General features: G+C 72.3%; 21 protein-coding genes and 3 tRNA genes. 11 read left to right on the top strand and 13 right to left on the bottom strand.

The genetic code is table 11. The annotated features are described in order from the left end of the window. Positions 1-34: 34 nt before the first annotated feature. From OG276_RS19015 to OG276_RS18990, 6 genes are all read left to right on the top strand, one after another. Positions 35-121: transfer RNA gene (locus OG276_RS19015), tRNA-Ser, on the top strand. 121 nt (positions 122-242) lie between these two features. Continuing rightward, a complete protein-coding gene (locus tag OG276_RS19010) occupies positions 243-563 on the top strand; it encodes a hypothetical protein (RefSeq protein ID WP_266907058.1) in 321 nt (106 codons plus the stop codon). A gap of 419 nt (positions 564-982) precedes the next feature. Next, the gene (locus OG276_RS19005; protein ID WP_214954785.1) at positions 983-1144 is read left to right on the top strand and encodes a hypothetical protein; all 162 of its coding nucleotides are present in this window, start codon (positions 983-985) and stop codon (positions 1142-1144) included. 394 nt (positions 1145-1538) lie between these two features. Beyond that, entirely contained in the window at positions 1539-2483 is a 945-nt protein-coding gene (locus OG276_RS19000) for an RNA polymerase sigma factor SigF (RefSeq protein ID WP_266912922.1), read from the top strand. Between the two features lie 247 nt (positions 2484-2730). Then, positions 2731-3585: an RNA polymerase sigma factor SigF gene (locus OG276_RS18995; RefSeq protein WP_243341827.1), complete on the top strand. Its 855-nt coding sequence runs from the start codon at positions 2731-2733 to the stop codon at positions 3583-3585. 85 nt (positions 3586-3670) lie between these two features. Further along, positions 3671-4480: a hypothetical protein gene (locus OG276_RS18990; protein ID WP_266907056.1), complete on the top strand. Its 810-nt coding sequence runs from the start codon at positions 3671-3673 to the stop codon at positions 4478-4480. A gap of 15 nt (positions 4481-4495) precedes the next feature. Here the strand turns inward: OG276_RS18990 and OG276_RS18985 are convergent, their stop codons facing one another. Beyond that, positions 4496-4735 carry a hypothetical protein gene (locus OG276_RS18985; RefSeq protein ID WP_266907054.1) on the bottom strand — a complete coding sequence of 80 codons (240 nt, stop codon included), beginning with the start codon at positions 4733-4735 and terminating at the stop codon, positions 4496-4498. A gap of 179 nt (positions 4736-4914) precedes the next feature. Between OG276_RS18985 and OG276_RS18980 the strand changes: the two genes are divergently transcribed. Both OG276_RS18980 and OG276_RS18975 read left to right on the top strand, forming a co-directional pair. After that, entirely contained in the window at positions 4915-5355 is a 441-nt protein-coding gene (locus OG276_RS18980; RefSeq protein ID WP_266912920.1) for a MarR family winged helix-turn-helix transcriptional regulator, read from the top strand. A 14-nt stretch (positions 5356-5369) separates the two neighbouring features. Further along, complete coding sequence (locus OG276_RS18975) at positions 5370-6974, top strand: MDR family MFS transporter (protein WP_266907052.1); 1605 nt, start codon at positions 5370-5372, stop codon at positions 6972-6974. Positions 6975-7091: 117 nt separating this feature from the next. Here the strand turns inward: OG276_RS18975 and OG276_RS18970 are convergent, their stop codons facing one another. The 11 genes from OG276_RS18970 to OG276_RS18920 form a co-directional block, all read right to left on the bottom strand. Then, a complete protein-coding gene (locus tag OG276_RS18970) occupies positions 7092-9338 on the bottom strand; it encodes a glycosyltransferase family 39 protein (protein ID WP_266907050.1) in 2247 nt (748 codons plus the stop codon). Next, complete coding sequence (locus tag OG276_RS18965; RefSeq protein ID WP_266907048.1) at positions 9338-10603, bottom strand: glycosyltransferase; 1266 nt, start codon at positions 10601-10603, stop codon at positions 9338-9340. The genes OG276_RS18970 and OG276_RS18965 overlap by 1 nt, the downstream gene beginning before the upstream one ends. A gap of 25 nt (positions 10604-10628) precedes the next feature. Further along, on the bottom strand, positions 10629-12353 hold the full coding sequence (locus OG276_RS18960) for a HAMP domain-containing sensor histidine kinase (RefSeq protein WP_323182345.1): 1725 nt from the start codon (positions 12351-12353) through the stop codon (positions 10629-10631). After that, positions 12353-13120 carry a response regulator transcription factor gene (locus tag OG276_RS18955; RefSeq protein ID WP_323182344.1) on the bottom strand — a complete coding sequence of 256 codons (768 nt, stop codon included), beginning with the start codon at positions 13118-13120 and terminating at the stop codon, positions 12353-12355. The genes OG276_RS18960 and OG276_RS18955 overlap by 1 nt, the downstream gene beginning before the upstream one ends. 76 nt (positions 13121-13196) lie before the next feature. Continuing rightward, positions 13197-14078 carry an amidohydrolase family protein gene (locus OG276_RS18950; protein WP_266907044.1) on the bottom strand — a complete coding sequence of 294 codons (882 nt, stop codon included), beginning with the start codon at positions 14076-14078 and terminating at the stop codon, positions 13197-13199. Continuing rightward, positions 14059-14400 (bottom strand): antibiotic biosynthesis monooxygenase, encoded by a 342-nt coding sequence (locus tag OG276_RS18945; protein WP_266907042.1) that lies wholly within the window; start codon positions 14398-14400, stop codon positions 14059-14061. The genes OG276_RS18950 and OG276_RS18945 overlap by 20 nt, the downstream gene beginning before the upstream one ends. 105 nt (positions 14401-14505) lie before the next feature. Beyond that, positions 14506-15348, bottom strand: coding sequence for a DUF2797 domain-containing protein (locus OG276_RS18940; RefSeq protein WP_266907040.1), 843 nt, complete (start codon positions 15346-15348; stop codon positions 14506-14508). Between the two features lie 44 nt (positions 15349-15392). Continuing rightward, positions 15393-15827, bottom strand: a complete 435-nt coding sequence (locus OG276_RS18935) for an Lrp/AsnC family transcriptional regulator (protein WP_266907038.1) — start codon at positions 15825-15827, stop codon at positions 15393-15395. Positions 15828-15936: 109 nt separating this feature from the next. Then, entirely contained in the window at positions 15937-16302 is a 366-nt protein-coding gene (locus OG276_RS18930) for a PH domain-containing protein (RefSeq protein WP_243341815.1), read from the bottom strand. A 360-nt stretch (positions 16303-16662) separates the two neighbouring features. Next, positions 16663-16735 (bottom strand) — tRNA-Arg (locus OG276_RS18925). Between the two features lie 304 nt (positions 16736-17039). Then, a tRNA-Ser gene (locus tag OG276_RS18920) sits at positions 17040-17130 on the bottom strand. Between the two features lie 186 nt (positions 17131-17316). On the opposite strand from OG276_RS18920, the gene OG276_RS18915 reads away from it, so the two are divergent. The 3 genes from OG276_RS18915 to OG276_RS18905 all read left to right on the top strand — a co-directional run bounded on the left by OG276_RS18915 (position 17317) and on the right by OG276_RS18905 (position 21927). Next, the gene (locus tag OG276_RS18915; protein WP_266907034.1) at positions 17317-17751 is read left to right on the top strand and encodes an SSI family serine proteinase inhibitor; all 435 of its coding nucleotides are present in this window, start codon (positions 17317-17319) and stop codon (positions 17749-17751) included. A gap of 119 nt (positions 17752-17870) precedes the next feature. Next, a complete protein-coding gene (locus OG276_RS18910; protein WP_266907032.1) occupies positions 17871-21335 on the top strand; it encodes a PAS domain-containing protein in 3465 nt (1154 codons plus the stop codon). Positions 21336-21348: 13 nt separating this feature from the next. Beyond that, positions 21349-21927, top strand: a complete 579-nt coding sequence (locus OG276_RS18905; RefSeq protein ID WP_266907030.1) for an antibiotic biosynthesis monooxygenase — start codon at positions 21349-21351, stop codon at positions 21925-21927. A 28-nt stretch (positions 21928-21955) separates the two neighbouring features. Here the strand turns inward: OG276_RS18905 and OG276_RS18900 are convergent, their stop codons facing one another. After that, complete coding sequence (locus OG276_RS18900) at positions 21956-23605, bottom strand: long-chain fatty acid--CoA ligase (RefSeq protein ID WP_266907028.1); 1650 nt, start codon at positions 23603-23605, stop codon at positions 21956-21958. Between the last annotated feature and the right edge of the window lie 77 nt (positions 23606-23682).

Here is a 23682-nt window from a genome sequence, read left to right as displayed (position 1 = left end):
AGAGCACGGGTCTCCTTGGGCTAAGCTCTCTCTCGGTAGCGTGTCCGAGCGGCCGAAGGAGCACGCCTCGAAAGCGTGTGATGGTGCAAGCTATCCGTGGGTTCAAATCCCACCGCTACCGCTCTGATCGAGAGCCCCGCCCCGCAAGGGTCGGGGCTCTCGGCGTTTCCCAGGACGTGCGGCACCACCGGCCTACGGGACCACCGGGCGCGCGGTGCTACCGGCGTCCGAGGGACATCCGCGTGACTGCCCGCGCCCTCGGCCGTTGTCACGGCATGACCAAGACCCAGCGCATCCTCGCCGCCATCGCCCTCGCGGGGGCCGCCGCGGGCCTCGCGGCTCCCGCCGCCTCCGCCGCCCCGATCTCCCCGCTCACCCTTCCGGACCTGCCGGCGCCGCAGGGCATGCCGGACGGGGCGAGCCCGTCCTCGGTGCAGGAGATCGGCGGGCAGGTCAGCGGCGGCCTGAACCAGCTCAACCAGCTGATGGAACTGCCGAACCAGCTCGCGCCCGTGATCGCCCCGGTCCAGCCGATCGCCGACCTGGCCGGCGGGCTGGAGTAGGCAGGACCTCAAGCCCGCAGCGCCCGCAGCCCGCTGAGCCCACGGAGCCCGCACCGTTCGGCGGACAACGCGAAGAAGGCCCCGACCTGAGTCGGGACCTTCAACGGTTGGGACGGGGGAAGTGGCATCGGGGGGACAAGCCACTTCCCCCGATGAGGACGGAACCTGCCAGTCCAAGCCGCAGTCAGGGGGGAAGCTTGCGGCTCGGACCCCGCAGTGAGGTCCTGTCCCTCGCTCACCGATTTCCTGCCAGAACCGGTGGGCTCGTGTTCAATACTGCGCCGTCCGGGGCCGCCGGCACACCGGCAAAGGGCCTGTGCCGCCAGGTCATTGGTCCTTAAAGGCCAGGTGAGTGTTCGAACACGACCGGCTAGACTCTCCCGACCTTGCAGGACCGGTTGGGGAGGCCGACAGCGCACGTGGAAACCAAGAAGCTGATATCGGGCGCCCTCGTCGTCTTCGTCCTCTTCGTCATCATCACTCAGCCCAAAAAAGCCGCCGATATGGTGCAAATAGGCTTCCAAGGAATCTCGGATGCCGCAACGGCGATCGGCGAGTTCATGACCGAACTGGTGCGCTGAACCCGTACGCTGAAGCGGTTTCCGGACTTCCCGGCCCCCCACTCCGACGGGTGGGGGGCTTTTTGCGTTCCCACATACGGGGCAGGATGCCCTGTTATGCCCAACTTGCCCTCAACACGGCGATATACGGTGCTTGCACACAGTGCACATGTCTTGTGATGCTATGACCGCTTTTGACGGATGAGTTGATGACGTGAAGTGAAGGGGTGGCGTGACCGTGCCGGCCAGTACTGCGCCCGAGGTGCCGCCCCAGCAGGACCCGCAGCAGGAGCACCCACAGGAACCGCACCGGGAAACCGGCCAGGCTCCGCACCGGGAATCCGAACGGGCTCCGCACCAGGGCTCCCCACAGGCTCCTCACCAGGGCCCGCACCAGGGGTCCCCGCAGGCCCCGGTGCCGGCTCCGCACCAGGCCCCGCCCCAGGCCCCGCCCCAGGCCTCCCCGCCCGCCCCGGCGCAGCCCCACGCGCAGCCCGCGGCGCCGGAGTCCCTCGCGCAGCCCCCGGCGCCGGAATCCCACGTACCGCCCCAGCAGGAGGCCCCCGAGGAGGCCCCGGTCGCCCCCAGGCCGCAGAGCCGGGGTGCCGACACCCGGGCGCTCACCCAGGTCCTGTTCGGGCAGCTGAAGGACCTGCAGCCGGGCACCAGCGAGCACTCCCGGGTGCGCGGCGCCCTCATCGAGGCCAACATCCCGCTCGTCCGGTACGCGGCGGCCCGCTTCCGCAGCCGCAACGAGCCCATGGAGGACGTGATCCAGGTCGGCACGATCGGGCTGATCAACGCGATCGACCGGTTCGACCCCGAGCGCGGGGTGCAGTTCCCGACCTTCGCGATGCCGACCGTCGTGGGCGAGATCAAGCGGTACTTCCGCGACAACGTCCGCACCGTCCACGTACCGCGCCGCCTCCACGAGCTGTGGGTCCAGGTCAACGCCGCCACCGAGGACCTCACCACCGCGCACGGCCGCACCCCGACCACCCCCGAGATCGCCGAGCGGCTGCGCATCAGCGAGGACGAGGTGCTCTCCTGCATCGAGGCCGGCCGCAGCTACCACGCGACCTCCCTGGAGGCCGCCCAGGAGGGCGACGGGCTCCCCGGCCTGCTCGACCGCCTCGGCTACGAGGACCCCGAGCTGGCCGGCGTGGAACACCGCGACCTGGTCCGCCACCTGCTCGTACAACTGCCCGAGCGCGAGCAGCGGATCCTCCTCCTGCGGTACTACAACAATCTGACCCAGTCGCAGATCAGCGCCGAGCTCGGCGTCTCCCAGATGCACGTCTCCCGACTCCTCGCCCGGAGCTTCGCCCGGCTGAGATCCGCAAACAGGATCGAGGCCTAACCGGATCGAGTGGAGATCATTCTCCGCGTTTCCGGACAGAGCGCCAGATTCCCGCCCTAGAGCAGGCCTAACGTGTTCTGTCGCTGGAGATACTTGTCGACATGGCGCTACAGCGTGTTGCCGACATGTGACATTCTGCTGGAACCGCGTTTGCCGCAGCCCCGCCTCCGGTATTCAGGTGGAGGCTGCGTTCCTCCGACGGGCGCGCAGATGAAGCGCGAACCGTCCGCGACCTCAAGGGGGTGGCATGTCCGTAGACCAGGGCAGCTCACAGGTGCTCACGCTCGTCAAGCAGCGTGAAGTGCCGGCAGTGTCCCACCGCTCGGAAGCCATCGACACCCGGATCGACACCCGCACCCTCTCCCGCTCCCTCTTCAAGCGGCTCGCCGGCCTCGACGCGGACAGTCCCGAGCGGACCTACGTGCGCGACACCCTGATCGAGCTGAACCTCCCCCTCGTGCGCTACGCCGCGGCCCGTTTCCGCAGCCGCAACGAGCCGATGGAGGACATCGTCCAGGTCGGCACGATCGGGCTGATCAAGGCCATCGACCGGTTCGACTGCGAACGCGGGGTGGAGTTCCCGACCTTCGCCATGCCGACGGTCGTCGGTGAGATCAAACGGTTCTTCCGGGACACCTCCTGGTCCGTGCGCGTCCCGCGCCGGCTCCAGGAACTGCGCCTGGCCCTCACCAAGGCCAGTGACGAGCTCGCCCAGAAGCTCGACCGCTCGCCGACCGTGCCGGAGCTCGCGGCCGTGCTCGGGGTCTCGGAGGAGGACGTCGTCGACGGCCTCGCCGTGGGCAACGCGTACACCGCCTCCTCGCTCGACTCGCCCTCCCCCGAGGACGAGGGCGGCGAGGGCTCGCTCGCGGACCGGCTCGGGTACGAGGACACCGCGCTGGAGGGCGTCGAGTACCGCGAGTCGCTCAAGCCGCTGCTGGCCAAGCTCCCGCCCCGGGAACGGCAGATCATCATGCTGCGGTTCTTCGCGAACATGACCCAGTCGCAGATCGGCGAGGAGGTCGGCATCTCCCAGATGCACGTCTCCCGGTTGCTGACGCGCACGCTCGCGCAGCTCCGCGTCGGCCTGATCGGCGAGTAGCCACAGCGGTCACCGGGTGCGGGTGCGCTCGGGCAATCCACCGCACCCGCTTCCCAATTGACGGCACGTCAGGAAAACTGCCGGGATGCGAAAGGTATCCCGGCCAGCCGCCCTGCTCGTCCTGTGCGCCACGGCCGCCACCGCCGCCCTGACCGGTTGCGCAGGCCCGGCGCGCGAGGGCTACGTGGCCGTCGGCGCGGCGGCTCCGGGCCCGGAGCGGGGTGCCGGGGAGAACGTCGCGCCCAAGGCCGGGGTCGAGTTCCAGTCGCTCCCGCAGGCGGCCCCCGGATCCTCCGCGGCCGCCGGCGCTCCGTCGGGCAGCACCTCGGCGGACATCCCGTCGGCCGGCGCACCGACCGGCACTCCGGGCGGGGTCCCGGGCAGTACGCAGCCCGACGCCCCGGGGACCCAGCCCTCCGGCGGCTCCACCCCGGGCGGAAGCGGGGCCACCGACCCCGGCGGCTCCGGGAACCCTCCCGGCACCGCACCCGGCACGACGCCTCCCACCGGCCCGGGCGCCAATCCCGGCACTCCGTCCAGCCCGCCCCCGAAGCCGGCCCCGTCCACGCCCTCGCGGCCTCCGGCCACGCCGGCGAAGCTGAGCATCGGCGCGCCCACCCGTACCGCCACGGCGGAACGCTGGTGCGAGCAGGTCACGGTGGCCTTCACCAACACCGGAGGCACCGCGGCCCGTTCGGGCACGGTGAGCTTCGCGACGCACATCATCGGGGCCCTTGGCGTCGACTGGGCCACCATCAACTCGACCCAGCCGCTGCCCGCCCCGATCGCGGGCGGCACGACGAAGACGCAGACCTACCGGATCTGCGTCGAATCCTGGCGCGTCCCCCTGGGCATGCGCGTGGAGACCCAGAAGGTCACGGCCACCTGGAACTGAGCGGGCGGCCGAGCCTCAGAGCGCGAGCCAGGCCACCACGGCGATCAGGATCACCGCGGCGATGCCGACGCCGATCCACAGGCCCGCGCCCGAGCCCGACTTGCGGGCGGCACGGTTCTGCATGCGCGAGCCCGGGACGGCGGGGGCCGGTACCGGCTCCTCGACGAACGCCCGGAACATCTGAGTGCTGCCCGCGGGGTCGTAGTCGCCCTGGGGAGCCTGTGAGTTGTGGTTCGAGTCGTGATTCGCAGCCATGCGCAGGACCCTAGCCGGTTTTCCCATTCCTTTACCGCCCAGGCCTCCGATTCATTTGCCTGTAACAACCATCTGATTCTATGGTTGCCCGAAGCAACGACATTCGGAGGGGGGTCCCGGTGACCGCACCGCCCGTGGCGCTCGTAGCGCCCGCACCTGCCATGGCCGCCATGCCGGCGATGGCTGCCACGCCTGCCACGCGTCACGCCGAGCTGGCCCGTCAGCTCACCGGCATCGGCGCCGTCAAGCGCGACCTCGCCCGCCTCCTGCCCTCCGACTGCCCTCCCGGTTCGGCGGCCGTGCTCACGGTGCTCGACCGCCACGGCGAGATGCGGCTCAGCCGCCTGGCGGAGCACCTGGCCATCGACATCTCGGTGACCAGCCGGCACGTCGCGCACACCGCCGACCGCGGCTGGATCACCCGTGACACCGACCCCGGCGACGCCCGCTGCCGGATCCTGCGCCCGACCCCGGCAGGCCGCGCGCTCCTCGCCGAGCTCGGCACCCGCCACACCGACGCGCTGGAGAAAGCCCTGGCCGACTGGTCCGACGCGGACATCGACCACCTGAACATCCTGCTGGCCCGACTCCGGTCGAGCTTCACGCTTCCAGACAGCTAGACCGAAGGAAACACATGGCTACGACCACACCCACCGGTGTGCGGGGAGGCGGCCGGCCGGAGACCGCGTCCGACAGCCCGCCCATGACCCACCCGCAGATCATGAAGGCGCTCTCCGGGCTGATGCTCGGCATGTTCGTGGCGATCCTGTCCTCCACGATCGTCTCCAACGCCCTGCCCCAGATCATCGGCGACCTCGGCGGCACCCAGTCCTCGTACACCTGGGTGGTCACGGCCGCCCTGCTCTCGATGACGGCGGCGACCCCGCTGTGGGGCAAGCTCTCCGACCTCTTCAGCAAGAAGCTGCTGGTCCAGATATCCCTGGTGATCTACGTCCTCGGCTCGATGGTCGCGGGCATGTCCCAGAACACCGGCATGCTCATCGCCTGCCGCGTCGTCCAAGGCATCGGCGTCGGCGGGCTCTCCGCCCTCGCCCAGATCGTCATGGCCGCGATGATCTCCCCGCGCGAGCGCGGCCGGTACAGCGGCTACCTCGGCGCGGTCTTCGCCGTCGCCACCGTCGGCGGTCCGCTGCTCGGCGGGGTCATCACCGACACGAGCTGGCTCGGCTGGCGCTGGTGCTTCTACGTCGGCATCCCGTTCGCCGTCATCGCCCTGGTCGTGCTCCAGCGCACCCTGCACCTGCCCGTCGTCCGCCGCGACGTCAAGGTCGACTGGCTCGGCGCCTTCCTGATCAGCGGCGCCGTCTCGCTCCTGCTGATCTGGGTGACCCAGGCCGGCAGCTCGTACGACTGGATCTCCTGGCAGACCTGGACGATGACCGGCGGCGCGCTCGCCCTCGGCTTGCTCTTCGTCCTCGTCGAATCCAGGGCGAGCGACCCGATCATTCCGCTGCGCCTGTTCCGCAACAAGACCATCAGCCTCGCGTCTGCCGCCTCGCTCTTCGTCGGCATCGCGATGTTCTCGGGCACCGTGTTTTTCAGCCAGTTCTTCCAGTTGGCCCGCGGCGAGTCCCCGACGATGTCCGGAATCCTCACGATTCCGATGATCGGCGGGCTCTTCGTCTCCTCCACCGTTTCCGGTCAGGTGATCACCAAGACCGGCAAGTGGAAGGCCTGGCTCGTCTCCGGCGGTGTGCTCCTGACGGCCGGACTCGGCCTGCTGGGCACCCTGCGGTACGACACCCCGTACTGGCACATCGCGATCTTCATGGCGCTGACCGGCCTCGGCCTCGGCATGATGATGCAGAACCTGGTCCTCGCCTCCCAGAACCAGGTGGCCCCCGAAGACCTCGGCGCCGCCAGCTCGGTCGTCACCTTCTTCCGGTCGCTCGGCGGCGCGATGGGCGTCTCCGCGCTCGGCGCGGTCATGGCCAACCGGGTCACCCACTACGTCAAGGACGGTCTGGCCGAGCTCGGCCCGAAGGCGGCGGCGATGGGCCACGGCGGCACCGGCGGGGGCGCGATCCCCGACCTCGCCCAGCTGCACGAGCCCTTCCGCACGGTCGTCGAGTCCGCGTACGGGCACGGCGTCGGCGACGTCTTCCTCTACGCCGCCCCCACCGCGCTGCTCTCGCTGGTGCTGGTGGTGTTCATCAAGGAGGTCGCCCTGAGGTCGAAGCCGGCGGTCCACGAGCCGGCCTCCGCCCCGGCGGAGTAGCCGGGCGGTCCACGGGGCTGCGGGCGCGGCGGCGAGCCGCCCGAAACGCCCGGTCCGCCCCCTGGATGCCAGGGGGCGGACGCGGAGATCTGGCAGGTTTCCGTAGGTCGTGGACGCCTACGAGGTGGGCGCGGTGAGGTCGTAGAAGGTGGCTCCGCCGATGGTGGAGGCCTTGAAGTTGGCCTTGACCCAGGTCTCGATGGAACTGCTCACGCCCCCGCCGGGACCGCCACCGCCGCGGACCGCGGTGCCCGTCTCGGCCGCGCCGCCCGCTTCGCCGGCGGCAGCTCCCGCACTGCCCTGGCCGATGAAGTAGTGGATCTTCCCGGCGCTCACGTACTCCTTGAACTGCTCCAGGGTCGGAGAGGGGTCGCTGCCGTTGAAGCCGCCCAGGGCCATCACCGGCTGCTCCGAAGCCAGCTGGTAACTCGCGGCGTTCTGCGAGCCGATGGCGGCCGCCGCCCACGTGTACCGGTCCGCGTCGGCGCGCAGCGCAGCCGTGGCCTCGGCGCTGGTCCTCGTCCCGCCGAGCAGGCCGCCCATGCCGCCTCCGCCCATGCCCCCGCCGGTTCCGCCCGGGCCGCCGCCGTCGGTCCGGCCCGTCCGGCCGCCGTCGGTGGTCTGGTTGCCGTCGGTGGTCTGGTTGCCGCCGGGACCACCCTGGGCCTGACCACCCTGGCCGCCGGGGGCCTGGCCGCCCTGACCGCCGCCGCCCTGGGGCATGCCCTGCGGGGCGCCGCCACCGCCCGGCATTCCGCCGCCGCCCGGCATCTCGAAGCCGCGCATCCCGCCGCCGGGGCCGCCGCGGCCGCCCGCGACCGCCGGGCCCGCCGTGACGATCGAGCCCGTGTGCGCGGTGGTCACCGTGCTCAGGCAGTACGCGAGGGGTCCGGCCAGGGCCACGCCCAGGCCGACTGCCGCAATACCGAGTGCGGTACGGCGGCCCAGCCGCGCGGCGAACGGCAGCAGCAGGGCCGTGCCGAGTCCGGCAGCGAGGACCAACCAGCGCAACCACGGCACGTACTCCGCGGAGCGGCCGAGCAACACGAAGGCCCAGTACGACGTGAGTGCGAGGGTCCCCGAGAGCGTGAGGGAGGCGGCCCGGCTGCCCCGCTCCTCCCACAGGACGGCGATGCCCATGCCGACCAGGGCGGCGATGTAGGGGGCCAGGGCGACGGTGTAGTACTCGTGGAAGATGCCCTGCATGAAGCTGAAGACCACCGCGGTGATCAGCAGCGCCCCGCCCCAGGCGAGGAAGGCCGCGCGGGCCATGCCCTCCAGGGAGTCGGTGGCCCGGCGGGCCCGCCAGGTGACCACGAGGCCCGCGACGAGCAGGATCAGCGCGGCGGGCAGCAGCCAGCCGATCTGACCGCCGATGTTGGAGGAGAACAGCCGGTCGATGCCGGTCTCACCCCAGCTCATCCCGCCGCCACCGCCGCCGCCACCGCCGGGGCCGCCGGTCATGCCTTCGGCGGCCGTGCGGGCTCCGCCGCCGACGCTTCCGGTCTCCTCGCCGTTGATCCGGCCGAGGCCGTTGTAGCCGAGGGTCAGTTCCAGGAAGGAGTTGGTCTGCGAGCCCCCGATGTACGGGCGGGAGGAGGCGGGCCACAGTTCGACGATCGCCACCCACCAGCCGCCGGCCACCACCATCGCGAGCGTGGAGAGCAGCAGCTGCCCGAGGCGCCTGCGCAGCCGGGTCGGCGCGCAGACGGCGTACAGCAGGGCGAGGGGCGGCAGGATGACGAAGGCCTGCAGGGTCTTGGTCAGGAAGGCGAAGCCGACCGCGACCCCGGCCCAGACGAGCCACTTGGTGTGCGCTCCGTCGAGGGCCCGGAGCACGCAGTACACGGTGACCGTCATCAGCAGGGCCAGCAGTGCGTCGGGGTTGTTGAAGCGGAACATCAGCGCGGCCACGGGCGTGAGCGCGAAGACGGCTCCGCTGATCAGGGCCGCCACCGGGCCGAACTGGCGGCGCACGGCGGCGTAGAGCACGGCGGTCGTGCCCACGCCCATCAGGGCCTGCGGGACCAGGATCTGCCAGGCGCCGAGCCCGAAGAGCCGGACGGACAGCATCATCGGCCACAGCGCGGCCGGGGGCTTGTCGACGGTGATGGAGTTCCCGGCGTCGGAGGAGCCGAAGAAGAAGGCCTTCCAGCTCTCGCTGCCCGCCTGGACGGCCGCGGAGTAGAAGGAGTTGGCGTAGCCGGAGGCCCCCAGGTCCCACAGCAGCAGGACGGCGGTGACGAGGAGCAGCCCGAGGAAGGCGGGGCGTTCCCAGCCGGGCCGCGCGGCGTGCGCCCCGGCCGACCGGTGGGTCGGGGAGGCCGGGGAGGGCGGGTGGAGCGGTAGCGCTGCCGTGGTCATCAGGAGTGGTCCTTCGCGGGAGTGGCGCGCCGTTCGGGGAAGACCCAGGCGCGGAAGAGCAGGAACCGCAGCACGGTGGCGGCAAGGTTGGCGGTGACCAGGACGGCCAGCTCGGTGCTGTGCCCCGGCTTGGCGTTGGCGGCCCCGAGGGCGGCGAGCGAGCCGCTGGTCAGGGCCAGTCCGATGGCGAACACCACGAGCCCCTGGGCCTGGTGGCGCACGGCGCGGGCCCGGCCGCGGACGCCGAAGGTGAGCCGGCGGTTGGCGGCGGTGTTGGCGACGGCGGAGAGCAGCAGCGCGGCGGCGTTGGCGAGCTGGGGGCCGGCGGCGGTGCGGGCCGCGGAGTAGAGGAGCAGGTAGAGGAGCGTGGACAGGGCTCCGACCACACAGAAGCCCAGCAGCTGGCGGGCCAGCCCGCGCGGTACCCCGGGCAGGGCGGTGCGGTCGCGCGGGTCGTCCCCGAAGGGGCGGGCCAGCCGGTCCAGCGGGAGGGCGCCGACGGCCAGCGCCCGGCCGACCCGCCAGACGCCCTTGAGGTCCTCGGCGGCGGTGCGGGCGATGTGGACGGTGGAATCGGGGTCGTCGACCCAGTCCACCGGGACCTCGTGGATCCGCAGCCCGGCCCTCTCGGCGAGGACCAGCAGCTCGGTGTCGAAGAACCAGCCGGAGTCCTCGACGAGCGGCAGCAGCCGGGTCGCGACCTCGCGGCGGATCGCCTTGAAGCCGCACTGGGCGTCGCTGAAGCGTGCGGAGAGCGAGGAGCGCAGGAGCAGGTTGTAGGCGCGGGAGATGAACTCCCGCTTCGCTCCCCTGACCACCCGCGAGGAGCGGGCCAGGCGGGTGCCGATGGCGAGGTCGGAGTGGCCGGAGATCAGCGGGGCGACCAGCGGAAGCAGGGCGTTGAGGTCGGTGGAGAGGTCCACGTCCATGTAGGCCAGGACGGGCGCGTCCGACTCTCCCCACACGGTGCGCAGGGCCCGGCCGCGGCCCTTCTGCTCCAGCCGGGTGCTGCGTACGCCCGCCACGGAGGCGGCGAGGGCGGCCGCGACCTCGGGGGTGCGGTCGGTGCTCGCGTTGTCGGCGATGGTGATGCGGAAGGGGTACGGGAAGGTCCGGGTGAGGTGCTCGTGCAGCCTGCGCACGCAGGGGCCGAGGTCCGTCTCCTCGTTGAAGACCGGGATCACCACGTCGAGGACGGGCTCACCCGGTACGGGCGCGAGGGGCGCCCGTACCGGGAGCGCTCCGGGAGAGGTGTCGGTAGGCATGCCCCGACCCTCCCGGGCCGGGCTGTCACCGCTGTGTGCTGACCCTGTGGCCTGTCTGTGAGTTCGGCTGCGCCGCCGGAGCCGTGGCGGTGAGGGCGGCGGAGGCGGTGGGTACGGCGCAGACGCCGGGGCCCGCCGGGTCGGCCAGGGGGAGCAGGACCTCGAAGGAGGTGTGGCCGGGGGCGCTGCGGACGCCGACGTGGCCGCCGTGGGCCGAGACGACGGCGGCCACGATGGCCAGGCCGAGGCCCGTGGAGCCCGCCGAGCGGGAGCGGGAGGCGTCGCCGCGGGCGAAGCGCTCGAAGACGTGGGGCAGCAGCTCGGGCGGGATGCCGGGGCCGTCGTCCTCGACCCGGAGCCGGACGGCGGATGTTTCACGTGAAACATGGGCCGTGACGGTGGTGCCGGGCGGGGTGTGGGTCCGGGCGTTGGCCAGCAGGTTCACCAGCACTTGCTGGATCCGGGCCGGGTCGGCGCGGACGGGCGCCGGATCCGCGGGGAGTTCCAGGCGCCAGTGGTGGTCCTGGCCGGCGGCCCGGGCATCGCTGACGGCGTCCACGACCAGCGGGGCCAGATCGGTGTCGCAGGTGGACAGCGGGCGGCCCGCGTCGAGCCGGGCCAGCAACAGCAGGTCCTCCACCAGACCGGTCATCCGGGTGGCTTCGGACTCGATGCGGCCCAGGGCGTGCCGGGTGTCGGGGCCCGGCTCCTCGCGGCCCCGGCGGGTCAGTTCGGCGTAGCCGCGGATGGAGGCCAGCGGGGTGCGCAGCTCGTGGCTGGCGTCGGCGACGAACTGGCGGACCCGGGTCTCGCTCTGCTGGCGTGCGGTCAGGGCCGAGGAGACGTGGCCCAGCATCCGGTTGAGGGCGGCGCCGACCTGCCCGACCTCGGTACGGGGATCGGCCTCGGCGTCGGGGACCCGCTCGTGGAGGGCGGGCTCGCCGCTGTGCAGGGTGAGTTCGGAGACCCGGGTGGCGGTGGCGGCGACCCGGCGCAGCGGGCGCAGGGCGACGCCGACCAGGACCTGTCCGGCGAGGGAGGCCGCGATGAGCCCTGCGAGGGTGACGAAGACCTCCACCGCGATCAGGGTGTGCACGGTGGAATCGACCTCGGTGAGCGGGAAGCCGAGCACGATGCTCGCGTCGGGCGACGTCAGCACCCGGTAGCCGCCGAGGCCGGGCAGCTGCAGTTCGACCGGGTCGCCGGGACGGCCGTCGGCGGCTTTGTGGGCGGCCCCGGCGAGGACGGAGACCTGGGCCGGGGTGAGGGGCGGGTGGCCGCCGGACCCGGATCCGCCGAGGGCGGCACTGCGTTCGCTGCGGACGCTGTCGACGGTCTTGCCCGTGCTGTCGAGGCGGACCCCGACGGCCCCCAGTGGGGAGCCGGGTCCCATGACGACGCCGAGGTTGTTCTCCCGGGGGAACTTGCCCGCGCCCGGGCGGCTCGCCATCTCGACGGAGACGCGCAGCTGTTCGTCGACCTTGTCGACCAGGTACGAGCGCAGCGCGACGGTGGTGACGGTGCTGATGGCCGCGCCGACGACGGCGATGAGGGCCACCGCCGAGACGACCAGCCGGGTCCGCAGCGACCAGGGCCGCCGGCTCCACCGGGGGCGGCGGGGGCCGGAGGGACGCCCGGGGCGGCCCGGCCGGCGGGGACGGCGGGTGCGCGCGGGTGCTCGTACGTCCCCGGCTCCCGGTTCGGCCGCCTCGCGCGCACGGCGCTCCGGCCGGGGCTCGCCGGCCGCCACTAGTCGGCCGGCTTGATCAGGTAGCCCGCGCCGCGGCGGGTGTGGATCATCGGCGGGAGGCCTGTTCCGGCCTCCAGCTTGCGCCGCAGGTAGGAGATGTACAGCTCGACGACGTTGGCCTGGCCGCCGAAGTCGTACGACCACACGCGGTCCAGGATCTGCGCCTTGCTCAGCACCCGGCGCGGGTTGCGCATCAGGTAGCGCAGCAGCTCGAACTCGGTCGCGGTCAGGTGGACGTCCTGACCGCCCCGGATCACCTCGTGGCTGTCCTCGTCGAGCCGCAGGTCGCCGACCTCCAGGACCGACCCGCCGCGTGCGGCCTGCGCCGCGCCGGAGCGCCGGACCAGGCCGCGCAGCCGGGCGACGACCTCCTCCAGGCTGAAGGGCTTGGTGACGTAGTCGTCGCCGCCGGCCGTCAGGCCCGCGATGCGGTCCTCGACCGAGTCCTTCGCGGTCAGGAACAGCACGGGGACGTGCGGGAGCTCCCGCCGCAGGCGGCCCAGGACGGCCAGCCCGTCCATGTCGGGGAGCATGATGTCGAGCAGGACGACGTCGGGCCGGAACTCCCGCGCCGCACGCACCGCGCCCGCGCCGTCGCCCGCGCTGCGGACCTCGCAGCCCTCGTAGCGCAGGGCCATCGAGAGCAGCTCCGAGAGAGCGGCCTCGTCGTCCACGACGAGGACCCGGCACGGGCTGCCGTCCGGCCGCACGAGGGCCGTGTGGCTGCCGGTGGACGTGGACGCGTGGGAAGTGGTCGTCGCAGTCATGGGTACACGCTGGCCGACGCCCGTGAGAGCGCTCTTTCCTGAACCTGTGAATTCCCTGAGAAACCCCTCCCGCCCCTCAGGTCAGGCGGAAGAGCCGGGCTCCGTTGTCGTGGCAGACGGCGCGCAGCCAGGCGTCGCCGAGGCCGAGCCGTTCCAGGGCGTCGAGCTGGTGCTCGTAGGGGTAGGGGATGTTCGGGAAGTCGGTGCCCAGCAGGATCCGGTCGCCGAGGTCGGCGAGCCGGCCGCGGTCCTGCGGCGGGAAGCCGCTGAACTGCTCCGAGAAGTCGGTGAAGGCCATGGTGGTGTCGAGGCGGACCTCGGAGTACCGGTCGGCGAGGTCGAGGAAGTCCGCGTACTCCGGCATCCCCATGTGCGCGACGATCAGCGGCAGCCGGGGGTGGCGGGCCAGCAGCCGGGCGATCGGCTCGGGTCCGGTGTGCTTCCCCGGGACGGGCCCCGAACCGCAGTGCACGACCGTCGGGATCCCGGCCTCGGCGAGGAGCCCCCAGACCGGGTCGAGCCGGTCGTCGGTGGGGTCGTACCCGCCCACCTGGAGGTGGGCCTTGAAGATCCGGGCCCCCGCCGCGACGGCCTGGCCGACGTACTCCCGTACCCCGTCCTCGGGGAAGAAGGTCGCGGTGTGCAGGCAGTCGGGGGTGCGGGCGGCGAAATCGGCGGACCAGGAGTTGAGCCAGGCGGCCATGGCCGGCTTGTGCGGGTAGAGCATGGCGGTGAAGGCCCGGACCCCGAACTCCCGGAGCAGAGCGACCCGCTGCTCCTCCTCGTGCCGGTAGGTGATGGGCCATTCGACGCCGGTCAGCGGACCGACCGCGTCGAAGTAGTCCCACACCTTGTCCAGGACCCGCTCGGGCATGAAGTGGGTGTGTACGTCGACCAGTCCGGGGATCCCGAGCCGTTCCCGGAACGCCCGGACGACCTCAGCCGTCTTCGCGGACAAAGCCGTGGCTCCGCTCGACCGTCGCGATGTGCAGCGTGTAGCTCTCGTACCAGTCGGCGCGGCCCTGCTTCATCGCCGCCTGGTGCTCCATCTCCTGGCGCCAGAGGGCGAGGGACTCGTGGTCGCGGAAGTAGGCCACGGTGATGCCCAGCCCGCCGGGCGTCCGCGCGGACTCGTAGCCGAGGAAGCCCGGGTTGCCGCTGACGAGCTCGGTCATCCGGTCGAGCGTCTCGGGGTATCCACCGTCCTCGGGGGTCCGGACGCTGGTGAACACACTGATGACATAGGGCGGTTCGAAGGCCTGTACGGGCTTGATGGTCATGCCCACCACCCTCTGCGGCCGGCGCCCGGCATGTCCACCGGAAAACGGCCCGGACGGTCAAAGGGATCCAAGTTTTGACCTTGCCCCGTCACTCGCCCGACCGGGTCAGAACAGCCCGTCCTGCGCGGCGGTGTCCCGTCCGGTGCTCGGGATCCCCGCCACGGGCACATCGGTGACATCGCCCTCCCCGGGCGCCACCAGCTCCCATCCCGCGAGCAGCCGGGTGTCCACCACCAGCCCGTCGGCGAAGTGCAGATCGGGCCCTGCCGCCCCGACGAGCAGCCCGGCGACGGTCCCCCCGGGCACCATCTCGGTGATCACCCGGGCAGGGGCGGGCAGGGTACCGAGCCCGAACGCTCCCGCGTGGTCGGTCACCTCGCACTCCAGCCTCTCCAGCGACTCCGGCCACCCCTCCAGCGCGGCCGCCCGTGCGTGAAGGGCCGAGACCTCCGCCGCCCGCTCGGGCCCCGGCGGCACCTCTCCCCGCACGGACCGCTTACGGGCATAGGCGATCCTGTCGGGCACTCCGAGCGCGGCCCGCAGCAGCTCCTCGGTCCGTCGGGTGGCCATCAGCGGACCGCGCCCCAGCCAGGCCCAGGCCACCGCCCCTTGCTCCAGCAGCCGGACGGACCCGCGCTCCTCAGCGGTGATGCCCACCTTGACCAGTCCGGCCCCGAACCAGGCGAGGTACACCCGGTAGGTACGCGGATCACCGGCGTTGGTGTCGGCCGCCACCGAGAAGGAACGGTCCAGGCCGGCGCACTCGGGGCACTGGGCGTTCCCGGCCCGGCCGGGCACGGTCCGCTCCGTCGGGCACGGCGTCCGCCGCCCGGCCCTGCGGATGCCGAGGCAGTGGCGCTCTCCCCGGGCGGCGAAGGCGAGCGGCTGCCCGTACGCGAGGACGCTGGCGCGCTCTCCCTGCCCCGGTCCCCGCCCGTACCAGCCCATGGCGGGCCGGCCGTCATTCCACCGGAGGCCGGTGCACCACCAGGTCACAGGGGGAGCGGTCGCTCGAAGAAGGTCTCCAGGACGACGGTGGCCTGCGTCCCGCTGACACCGTCGATGGCGTAGAGCCGGCGCAGGACGTCCTGCAGCTGCTCGGTGGTGGCCGTGCGGACCTTGACCATGACCGAGGCGCTACCGGCGATGATGTGCGCCTCCTGGATCTCCGCGATGGCCTCGAAGGCGGCCCGCGAGTCGCCCATCCAGGCCGTGGAGTCGACCATCACGTAGGCCAGCACCCCGATGCCGACGGCCGCCGGATCCACCTCGACCGTGGTCCGCCGGATGACCCCGCGCTCGCGCAGCTTGCGCACGCGCTCGTGGGTGGCGCCCGCCGAGAGCCCGACGGAGGCCGCCAGCGCCGCGTACGGCCGGCCCGCGTCCTCCTGGAGGCGCTGGATCAGCGCCCGGTCGATGTCGTCCACCGAACTTCCTCCCACGTCCCTGCAACCCTCGCGGAGACGCTACCTGATCCTGCATTCACCCCCCGCGACCGAACGGAGTTCGGCTCCTCCCCCGCCTCCGGTGGCCCGGCTAGCGGGCGACGAACTGGGTCAGGATCGCCTGGACCTCATAGATGTCGACGCCCTTCGTAAAGGTCTTCGCTATCGGCACCGAGCTCCCGGAGAGCCATATCTTCAGCTCCGCGTCCAGGTCGAAATGGCCGGCGGTCTCCACGGAGAAGTGCGTGATGCTCCGGTAGGGAATCGAGTGGTACTCCACCTTCTTCCCGGTGAGCCCCTGCTTGTCGATGAGCACGAGCCGCCGGTCGGTGAACAGGATCGTGTCGCGGATCAGCAGATACGCGGCGTGCACCTGCTCCCCCTGCCCCAGCAGCCGCGCGTACTCGCGATGTGCCGACGCCGGATCCACGGCGTGCGCGTTCCCGAACAGTCCCATGTGAGCTCCCCCTGCTTTCCCGGTGACCTCTCCCGTTGAGTCGATCTCCAAGAAACCGTAGGCGGGCCGTGCGTCACCCCGCGTCCCCCGCCAGAGCCATCTCACCCCGTGGCTCCCCGGAGCCAGGCCTCATCACTGAGGAGGAGAAAACAGGAAGAAGGACAACGCCACCCTCGATGTCCTCACTGAACGGCCCCGAGCCCCGGCAACCCGCACGCCGCCCGCCGCCCGCTTGAGCCCGACCAGCGCCGGGGAGACGTGATGGGTCCCAGCTTCTGAAGCGGTTGCCGTACCTCGCCGCTGCTTTACGGCGGAAACGCCAGAGGGCCCGGACTTTCGTCCGGGCCCTCTGGGCTGCTGTGCACTCGGCAGGATTCGAACCTGCAACCTTCTGATCCGTAGTCAGATGCTCTATCCGTTAAGCTACGAGTGCTTGTCCGCCGGGGTTTTGCGCCCCGTTGGCCTTGCGAGAACAACAATACATGGACCTCGCCGGGACGCGAAATCCATTAGCCCCACCCACTCTGACCTGCGGAAACGGCTCGGAAGAAGATCATCCACTTGGATGCCGGAGCGTCCCCGGCGCGCGTCTGCGCGGGCAGATCCCAGGCAGATCGCGGGCGGATCCCAGACAGACCCCCGAGAGACCCCCGAGAGATCCCCGGCAGATCCCGCACCCTCCCGGACCCCGAACGCACCGAAGCCCCGGTCCGCAAGGACCGGGGCTTCGTGAAGTGCGGAGGCGGAGGGATTTGAACCCTCGATGGGGGGTAAGCCCCAAACCGCATTAGCAGTGCGGCGCCATAGACCGGACTAGGCGACGCCTCCAGCACACCCTCGCGTACGAAGGTGCGTGCAGATGATGACACAGGCCAGGGGCCGGTCACCAATCCGCTCCCACGGTACAAGGAGGGCGGCCCGCAGAGCAAAGCCTTAAGCACCCCCGTGTGCGGAACGTCGGCGCCGGCTCGTCGTTGGTCTGTCGTACGACGTACGGACGACCTGGAGTTCCCCATGCTGCGTCTCGCCGCTTTCGCCGTCGCCTCCGCTCTGGCCGCAGGGGCGGCAGGCCCCCTGCCCCCGCTGCCGCCGCTCGGCCGGCTGCTGTCCGCCCCCTCCCCCGACCGGCTCACCATCGTCGTGGCCGACACGGGCAACCCGCTGGCCGACGGCGAGTACCGGCTGGAGTGCGACCCGCCCGGCGGGAACCACCCGCGGGCCGAGGACGCCTGCGCCCGCCTCGAAGCCCTCGGGCGCGAGGGGAAGGACCCCTTCGCCCCCGAGCCCAAGAACCAGCTGTGCACCATGCAGGACGGCGGCCGCGCCACCGCCCGGATCACCGGAACCTGGCACGGCCACAGGGTGGAGTCCCGGTTCCGCCGGGCGAACGGATGCGAGATCCGCCGGTGGAACGACTTGGAACCTGTGCTTCCAGGTGGGCGTTCCTGACCTGGGAGGATGCGCCGGTCGGGCGTTATGCGCCGGGCATCCGCCCCCTCATCGGGAGCCCGTGCGCTTAGACTCCTCCCGTGACATGCCGGTAGTTGTGGTCAGGGAGGAAGCTCGTCGTGAGCAGCAGGCCATCCCGAGGCGCTGCTCGCCTCGCAGCAATACTCGACGCTCTTCCGGACGCGCTGTTGCTCGTCAACGCCAACGGCACGGTCGTCAACGCGAATTCGATCGCCCTTGAGGTCATGGAGAGCCCCGGTACGGGGCTCGTCGGCCGGGGCGTGCTCGACCTCCTGCCCGATTTCGACTCCAAGCTGATCCCCGGCTCCATGCGCCGGCCCGGCGAGGACGAGGGCGGCCGTGCCCGCCCGAAACGGATGGTGGCGCGCCGCACCGACGGCAGCGAGTTCCCCGTCGAGGTCACCGCCGCCCATCTCGACGGCCGTGACGCCTACCGCGAGCCGCAGCCCTCGTACACCGGCGACGAGCTACTGATGCTCGTCGTACGGGACCTCTCGCAGACGGTGGACACCGAGGCCGAGCTGGCCCGCTCCCAGCGTCAGACCGAGATGATCCTGCGCGCCGCCGCCGAGGGCGTCGTCGGCACGGACACCGACGGCAGGGTCGTGCTGGTCAATCCGGCCGCCGCCCAGATCCTCGGCTACCGCGCCACCGACCTCGGCAACCGCGAACTGCACGGGCTGGTCCAGCACTCGCGCGCCGACGGTTCGCCGTTCCCGTTCGAGGAGTCCCCGCTCGCCGACACCCTGCGCAGCGGACGCAAGCACCGGGTCCGCGGCCAGGTGCTGTGGAACAAGGCCGGGCAGCCCGTCGCCGTGGACCTGACCACCTCTCCCGTACGGGACGGGGAGCAGCTCGTCGGCGCCGTCATGACCTTCACCGACCGGCGCTCCTACGACGCCTTGGCCGCGCGCCACGCCCAGCTGCTGTCCGTCCTCGGCGACTCCCTGCGCGGGCCGCTGGAGGAGCTGCGCGGGGAGCTGGCCACGCTGGCCGCCGACGACGCGGGACAGCTGTGGCCCGAGGCCAACCAACTGCTGCACCACCTGGCCGCCGGCTACTCCCGGATGACCACGCTGGTCGACAACGTGCTCGCCTTCCAGCGCCTCGACGCGGGCGGCGAGAAGCTCGACAAGAAGAAGGTGCTGATCGACGGGGTCGTCGCGGCCGGCGTCGACGGAGCGGTCGAGCTCATCGGCCCCGGGCGGGCGCAGTTCGCCGTGCACGCCCCGACCATCGAGGCCGAGGTGGACGCGGAGCGGATCGCGACCGCCCTCGCCCATCTGGTCGCGGACGTCGCCGGGGTGGACGCCACCGGCAAGACCCGTCAGGGCAGCGGGTACACGGACTCGACGATCGTGGTGGCCGCCGCGCAGCGCGGCGAGGTCGTACGGATCGAGGTGCGCGGCCCGTACGAGGGCGGCAACCCGGTGCACGAGCCGATCGTGCGGGGCATCGTGGAGGCGCACGGCGGTGTGCTGCAGACGGTGGAGGTGCCGGGCGCTCCCGGCGGGGCGTACGTACTGGAGCTGCCGCTGGGTGCGGGAGCCGGGACGGTCACCCTGCCCGAGCCCGTGGAGGCTCCCCCGGCCGCTCCCGGGAGCGAGGGCGGCCCGGGGCAGGTCTCCGGCGGCCGGCGCGCCCGGCGCGGTGTGGACGCGTTCCTCGACGACGACGCAGATGCCGACAAGGGGGCCGACAGCGGCTCCGGCGCCGGCACCGATGTGGCGAAGACGGGTCAGGACTCCGACGGCGGGAGCGCGCTCGCGCTGCCGTCCGGTCGGCGCCGGGGCGGCGAGGCCGGGGCGGTTGCCCGGCCCGGCGACGGGGCTCCCGCGGAGCTCGCCCAGTCCCCCGTGAACCCGGCGGGCCTGGGCGGTGGCAGCGGCACGGGGCGGCGCCGCGGCCAGAACGGCGACGGCAGCGGCGGTGGCGACTCCAGCGGCGGCAACGACCGTCCGGGCGGCCCCGGGCGGCCCGTGCCCCCGCAGGGGACCCAGATGCCCGCGCTCCCGCCCGTGCCGGTGGCTCCCGTGCCGGTGCCGCCGTTCCCCGGGCTTCCCGTTCCGCTGACGGAGCACCCCGCCGGGCGGCGGCGTGCGCTGGGCGCGGCGGGACCGGCGCAGCCGGCCGGCCCGGTCCCGGCGACCGGGCTCGGGCCGACGCCCGCGCCGATGCCTGCTCCGATGCCCACTCCGATGCCCGCGCCCCCGGCCTCCCCCGCCCCCGTACGGCCCATCGCCCCCGAGGGCGGCTTCGCGCTGCCCGCCGGGCCGACGCCGGCTCCGCAGCCGCCGCGGGCCCCCGCCGAGGCCGACTCCGACGCCGAAGCCGCCGGCGGGCGGCGCGGGCGCCGGGTGCTGAGCGCGCCCGGCACCGAATCCGAGGGCGCCGAAGCCGCCGCCGGGCGGCCGGACGCGGGCGCGCAGGGCCCCGTAGGACCCGTAGGCCCCGAGACGCATCCCACCGGGCGGCGGCGTGCGCTGCCCGCCACACCGGCCTGGCCGGTTCCGGCGGCCCGTACCGCCCCCGAGGACTCGGACGGCAGCGGGCAGATCGCCGTACCCGGAGCCCGGCAGTCGCAGGACGCCCCCGCGGAGGCCGCCGGGGCGCCGATCAGCGTCCGCGCGCTGGGCAGCCTCGGCCAGGGCGGCGGGGCCGGCGACACGAACGGCTCCGGCCGGCGGCGCCGGCTCGCGGAGCCCGCCCCCGAGGGCCGTGCCTTCGCCATAGGAGCACCCGAGGCGGGCTCCGCCGAGGGCCCCGAGCCGCTGGACGGGCCCGGTGGCGCCGTCGAGGTGGTCAACCGGGCCGTGCCCCGTCCCGTGGACGACGAGCTGCCCCCCGAGCCTCTGGACAACCCGCGCCGGCTCCTGGTCTGGCCGGCTCCGGACGCGCAGACGCAGGCCGCGCTCAGCGACCGCGGCTACCGGCCGGTGATCGTGCACTCCCGCGAGGAGGTCGACGCGCAGATCGCCGCGTTCCCCGCCGCGCTGTTCGTGGACCCGCTGACCGGGCCGATCACCCGGACCGCCCTGCAGTCGCTGCGCCAGGCCGCGGTGGCCGCCGAGGTGCCCGTACTGGTCACGGCCGGGCTGGGGCACGCCACGCGCGAGGCCGCGTACGGCGCCGATCCGGCCGTGCTCCTGAAGGCGCTCGCGCCGCGCGACAGCGAGCAACACCCCTCCCGGGTGCTGCTGATCGAGGAGCACGACGAGATCGCGACCGCGCTGACCGCCGCCCTGGAGCGGCGCGGCATGCAGGTCGCGCGGGCCGACGCCGATACGGACGCCGTGGAGCTGGCGACCCGGATGCGGCCGAACCTGGTGGTGATGGACCTGATGCAGGTGCGCCGCCGCAGGGCCGGGATCGTGGACTGGCTGCGCGCCAACGGGCAGTTGAACCACACCCCGCTGGTCGTCTACACGGCCACCGGGATCGAGCCGGCCGAACTGCCCAAGCTGGCCTCGGGCGAGAGCGTGCTGTTCCTCGCCGAGCGGTCCACCTCGGCCGACGTTCAGGGCCGCATCGTGGACCTGCTGGCCAAGATCGGCACCAACTAGTCATTCTGGCCGCATGGCCATCATCGACACGAGCGAGCAGACCGTCCCCGCCGACAACGGGGAGGTCAGCCTGCTCATCGCGCGACAGGTCGATCCGGGCCACGAGGAGAACTTCGAGGCCTGGGCCCACGGGATCCTGGAGACGGCCTCGGCCTTTCCCGACCACCTGGGGTACGGGCTGTTCCGCCCGGCCGTGGAGGGCGGGCCCTGGTTCCTGGTGCACCGGTTCCGCAACCACGCGGCCTTCCAGCGGTGGCAGGACTCGGCCGAGCGCGCCGCCTGGTTCTCCAACTGCCTCGGGCACCACCACACCGAGATAGCCCGGCGCGAACTGCACGGCATGGAGACCTGGTTCGCGAAGCCGGGTACGGCCCGGCCCGCGCCGCCGCGGTGGAAGATGGCGATCAGCTCGGGGCTGGCCATCTTCCCGATCTCGCTCGCGGGCAACGCGCTGCTCGGGCCGTACCTGGTGAACCTGAACTTCGTGCTGCGGACGGCCGCCTTCGCCGTCGTCTTCAGCACCCTGATGACCTACGTGGCCATGCCGGCGATCAGCAAGCTGCTGCGGCCCTGGCTCACGCGCGGGCAGTAGCCCCGGCGGACCGTGACCCCGGTGGGGCTCAGTCGAGCTTGGTGACGTCGAGGGTGCCTTCCGCGTACTGCTTGCGGATCACCTTCTTGTCGAACTTGCCGACGCTCGTCTTCGGCACGGCCTCGACGAACGCCCAGCGCTCCGGCAGCTGCCACTTGGCGATCGACTCACCGAGGAAGGCGCGCAGCCCCGCGTAGTCCACGGTGGCCCCCTCCTTCAGGACCACGGTGGCCAGCGGGCGCTCGTCCCACTTCTCGTCGGGAACGGCGACGACCGCCGCCTCGGCGACCTCGGGATGGGCCATCAGCGCGTTCTCCAGGTCCACGCTGGAGATCCATTCGCCGCCGGACTTGATGACGTCCTTGGCCCGGTCCGTGAGGGTGAGGAAGCCGTCGGTGCTGATCACGCCGACGTCGCCGGTCTTGAGCCAGCCGTCCGCGCTGAACTTGTCCTCGGGGCGGGTCGGCTCGCCGCCCGCGCCGCCGTAGTAGGAGCTCGCGATCCAGCTCCCGCGGACCTCCAGCTCGCCCGCCGACTCGCCGTCCCAGGGCAGGATGTCTCCGCCGGGGCCGACCAGGCGGGCCTCGACGCCCGCCGGGAAGCGGCCCTGGGTGATGCGGTACGGCCACTCCTCCTCGGGGGTCAGACCGGCCGGCGGGTGGGCCATGGTGCCCAGCGGCGAGGTCTCGGTCATCCCCCAGGCGTGGTTGAGGCGCACGCCGAGCTTGTCGTAGGCCTCCATCAGGGCCGGCGGACACGCCGCGCCGCCGATGGTGACCTGCTTCATCGAGGTCAGGTCGCGCGGGTTCGCGGTGACCTCGGCGAGCAGCCCCTGCCAGAGGGTGGGGACGGCCGCGGCGTGCGTGGGCTTCTCCCGCTCGATCATGTCGGCGAGCGGGGCGGGCTGCAGGAAGCGGTCCGGCATCAGCATGTTGATGCCGGTCATGAAGGTGGCGTGCGGCAGGCCCCAGGCGTTGACGTGGAACTGCGGAACGACGACGAGGGAGGTGTCCTTGTCGGTCAGGCCCATCGACTCGGCCATGTTCACCTGCATCGAGTGCAGATAGATGGACCGGTGGGAGTAGATGACGCCCTTCGGGTCCCCGGTGGTGCCGGAGGTGTAGCACATGGCCGCGGCCTGGCGCTCGTCCAGCTCGGGCCAGTCGTAGGTGTCCGGGCGGCCCGCGAGGAGCTCCTCGTACTCGTGCACGCGCACGCCGAGGCCCTCTAGGGCGGAGCGGTCGCCGATGCCCGCGACCACGACGTGCTCGATGGTCGGCAGGTGCGGCAGGAGCGGGACGAGCAAGGGCAGCAGGGTGCCGTTGACCAGGACGACCTTGTCGGCCGCGTGGTTGACGATGAAGACCAGCTGCTCGGGAGGGAGCCGCAGGTTCAGCGTGTGCAGGACGGCGCCCATGGAGGGGATCGCGAAGTACGCCTCGACGTGCTCGGCGTTGTTCCACATCAGGGTTGCTACGCGGTCGTCCTGCTGGACGCCCAGCTCGTCGCGCAGGGCGTTGGCCAGGCGCGTGGCACGGGTCCCGATCTCGGCGAAGCTGCGGCGGTGCGGCTCGGCCTCCCCGGTCCAGGTCGTGACCTGGGACTTCCCGTGGATCGTCATCCCGTGCTGCAGTATGCGGGTGACGAGGAGTGGTACGTCCTGCATGGTGCTCAGCAAAGCGTCCTCCCGGTGAGCGCTGCGGCGCTGCGGCGGCTACGGATGCTGCGATTCTGCGCACGTACCGCTCGGTCTGT

It is taken from the genome of Streptomyces sp. NBC_00086 (assembly GCF_026343255.1).
Classification (GTDB): domain Bacteria; phylum Actinomycetota; class Actinomycetes; order Streptomycetales; family Streptomycetaceae; genus Streptomyces.
Note: the sequence above shows the minus strand (reverse complement) of the source record. Positions and strands in the feature narration are given on the sequence as shown.

What these genes read in the sequence shown, in the direction of transcription:
- OG276_RS18995 (WP_243341827.1), top strand. Translation starts at nt 2,731, where the DNA reads ATGTCCGTAGACCAGGGCAGCTCACAGGTGCTCACGCTCGTCAAGCAG.
- OG276_RS18990 (WP_266907056.1), top strand. Translation starts at nt 3,671, where the DNA reads ATGCGAAAGGTATCCCGGCCAGCCGCCCTGCTCGTCCTGTGCGCCACG.
- OG276_RS18985 (WP_266907054.1), bottom strand. Translation starts at nt 4,735, where the DNA reads ATGGCTGCGAATCACGACTCGAACCACAACTCACAGGCTCCCCAGGGC.
- OG276_RS18980 (WP_266912920.1), top strand. Translation starts at nt 4,915, where the DNA reads ATGGCTGCCACGCCTGCCACGCGTCACGCCGAGCTGGCCCGTCAGCTC.
- OG276_RS18975 (WP_266907052.1), top strand. Translation starts at nt 5,370, where the DNA reads ATGGCTACGACCACACCCACCGGTGTGCGGGGAGGCGGCCGGCCGGAG.
- OG276_RS18970 (WP_266907050.1), bottom strand. Translation starts at nt 9,338, where the DNA reads ATGACCACGGCAGCGCTACCGCTCCACCCGCCCTCCCCGGCCTCCCCG.
- OG276_RS18965 (WP_266907048.1), bottom strand. Translation starts at nt 10,603, where the DNA reads ATGCCTACCGACACCTCTCCCGGAGCGCTCCCGGTACGGGCGCCCCTC.
- OG276_RS18955 (WP_323182344.1), bottom strand. Translation starts at nt 13,120, where the DNA reads ATGACTGCGACGACCACTTCCCACGCGTCCACGTCCACCGGCAGCCAC.
- OG276_RS18945 (WP_266907042.1), bottom strand. Translation starts at nt 14,400, where the DNA reads ATGACCATCAAGCCCGTACAGGCCTTCGAACCGCCCTATGTCATCAGT.
- OG276_RS18940 (WP_266907040.1), bottom strand. Translation starts at nt 15,348, where the DNA reads ATGGGCTGGTACGGGCGGGGACCGGGGCAGGGAGAGCGCGCCAGCGTC.
- OG276_RS18930 (WP_243341815.1), bottom strand. Translation starts at nt 16,302, where the DNA reads ATGGGACTGTTCGGGAACGCGCACGCCGTGGATCCGGCGTCGGCACAT.
- OG276_RS18915 (WP_266907034.1), top strand. Translation starts at nt 17,317, where the DNA reads ATGCTGCGTCTCGCCGCTTTCGCCGTCGCCTCCGCTCTGGCCGCAGGG.
- OG276_RS18905 (WP_266907030.1), top strand. Translation starts at nt 21,349, where the DNA reads ATGGCCATCATCGACACGAGCGAGCAGACCGTCCCCGCCGACAACGGG.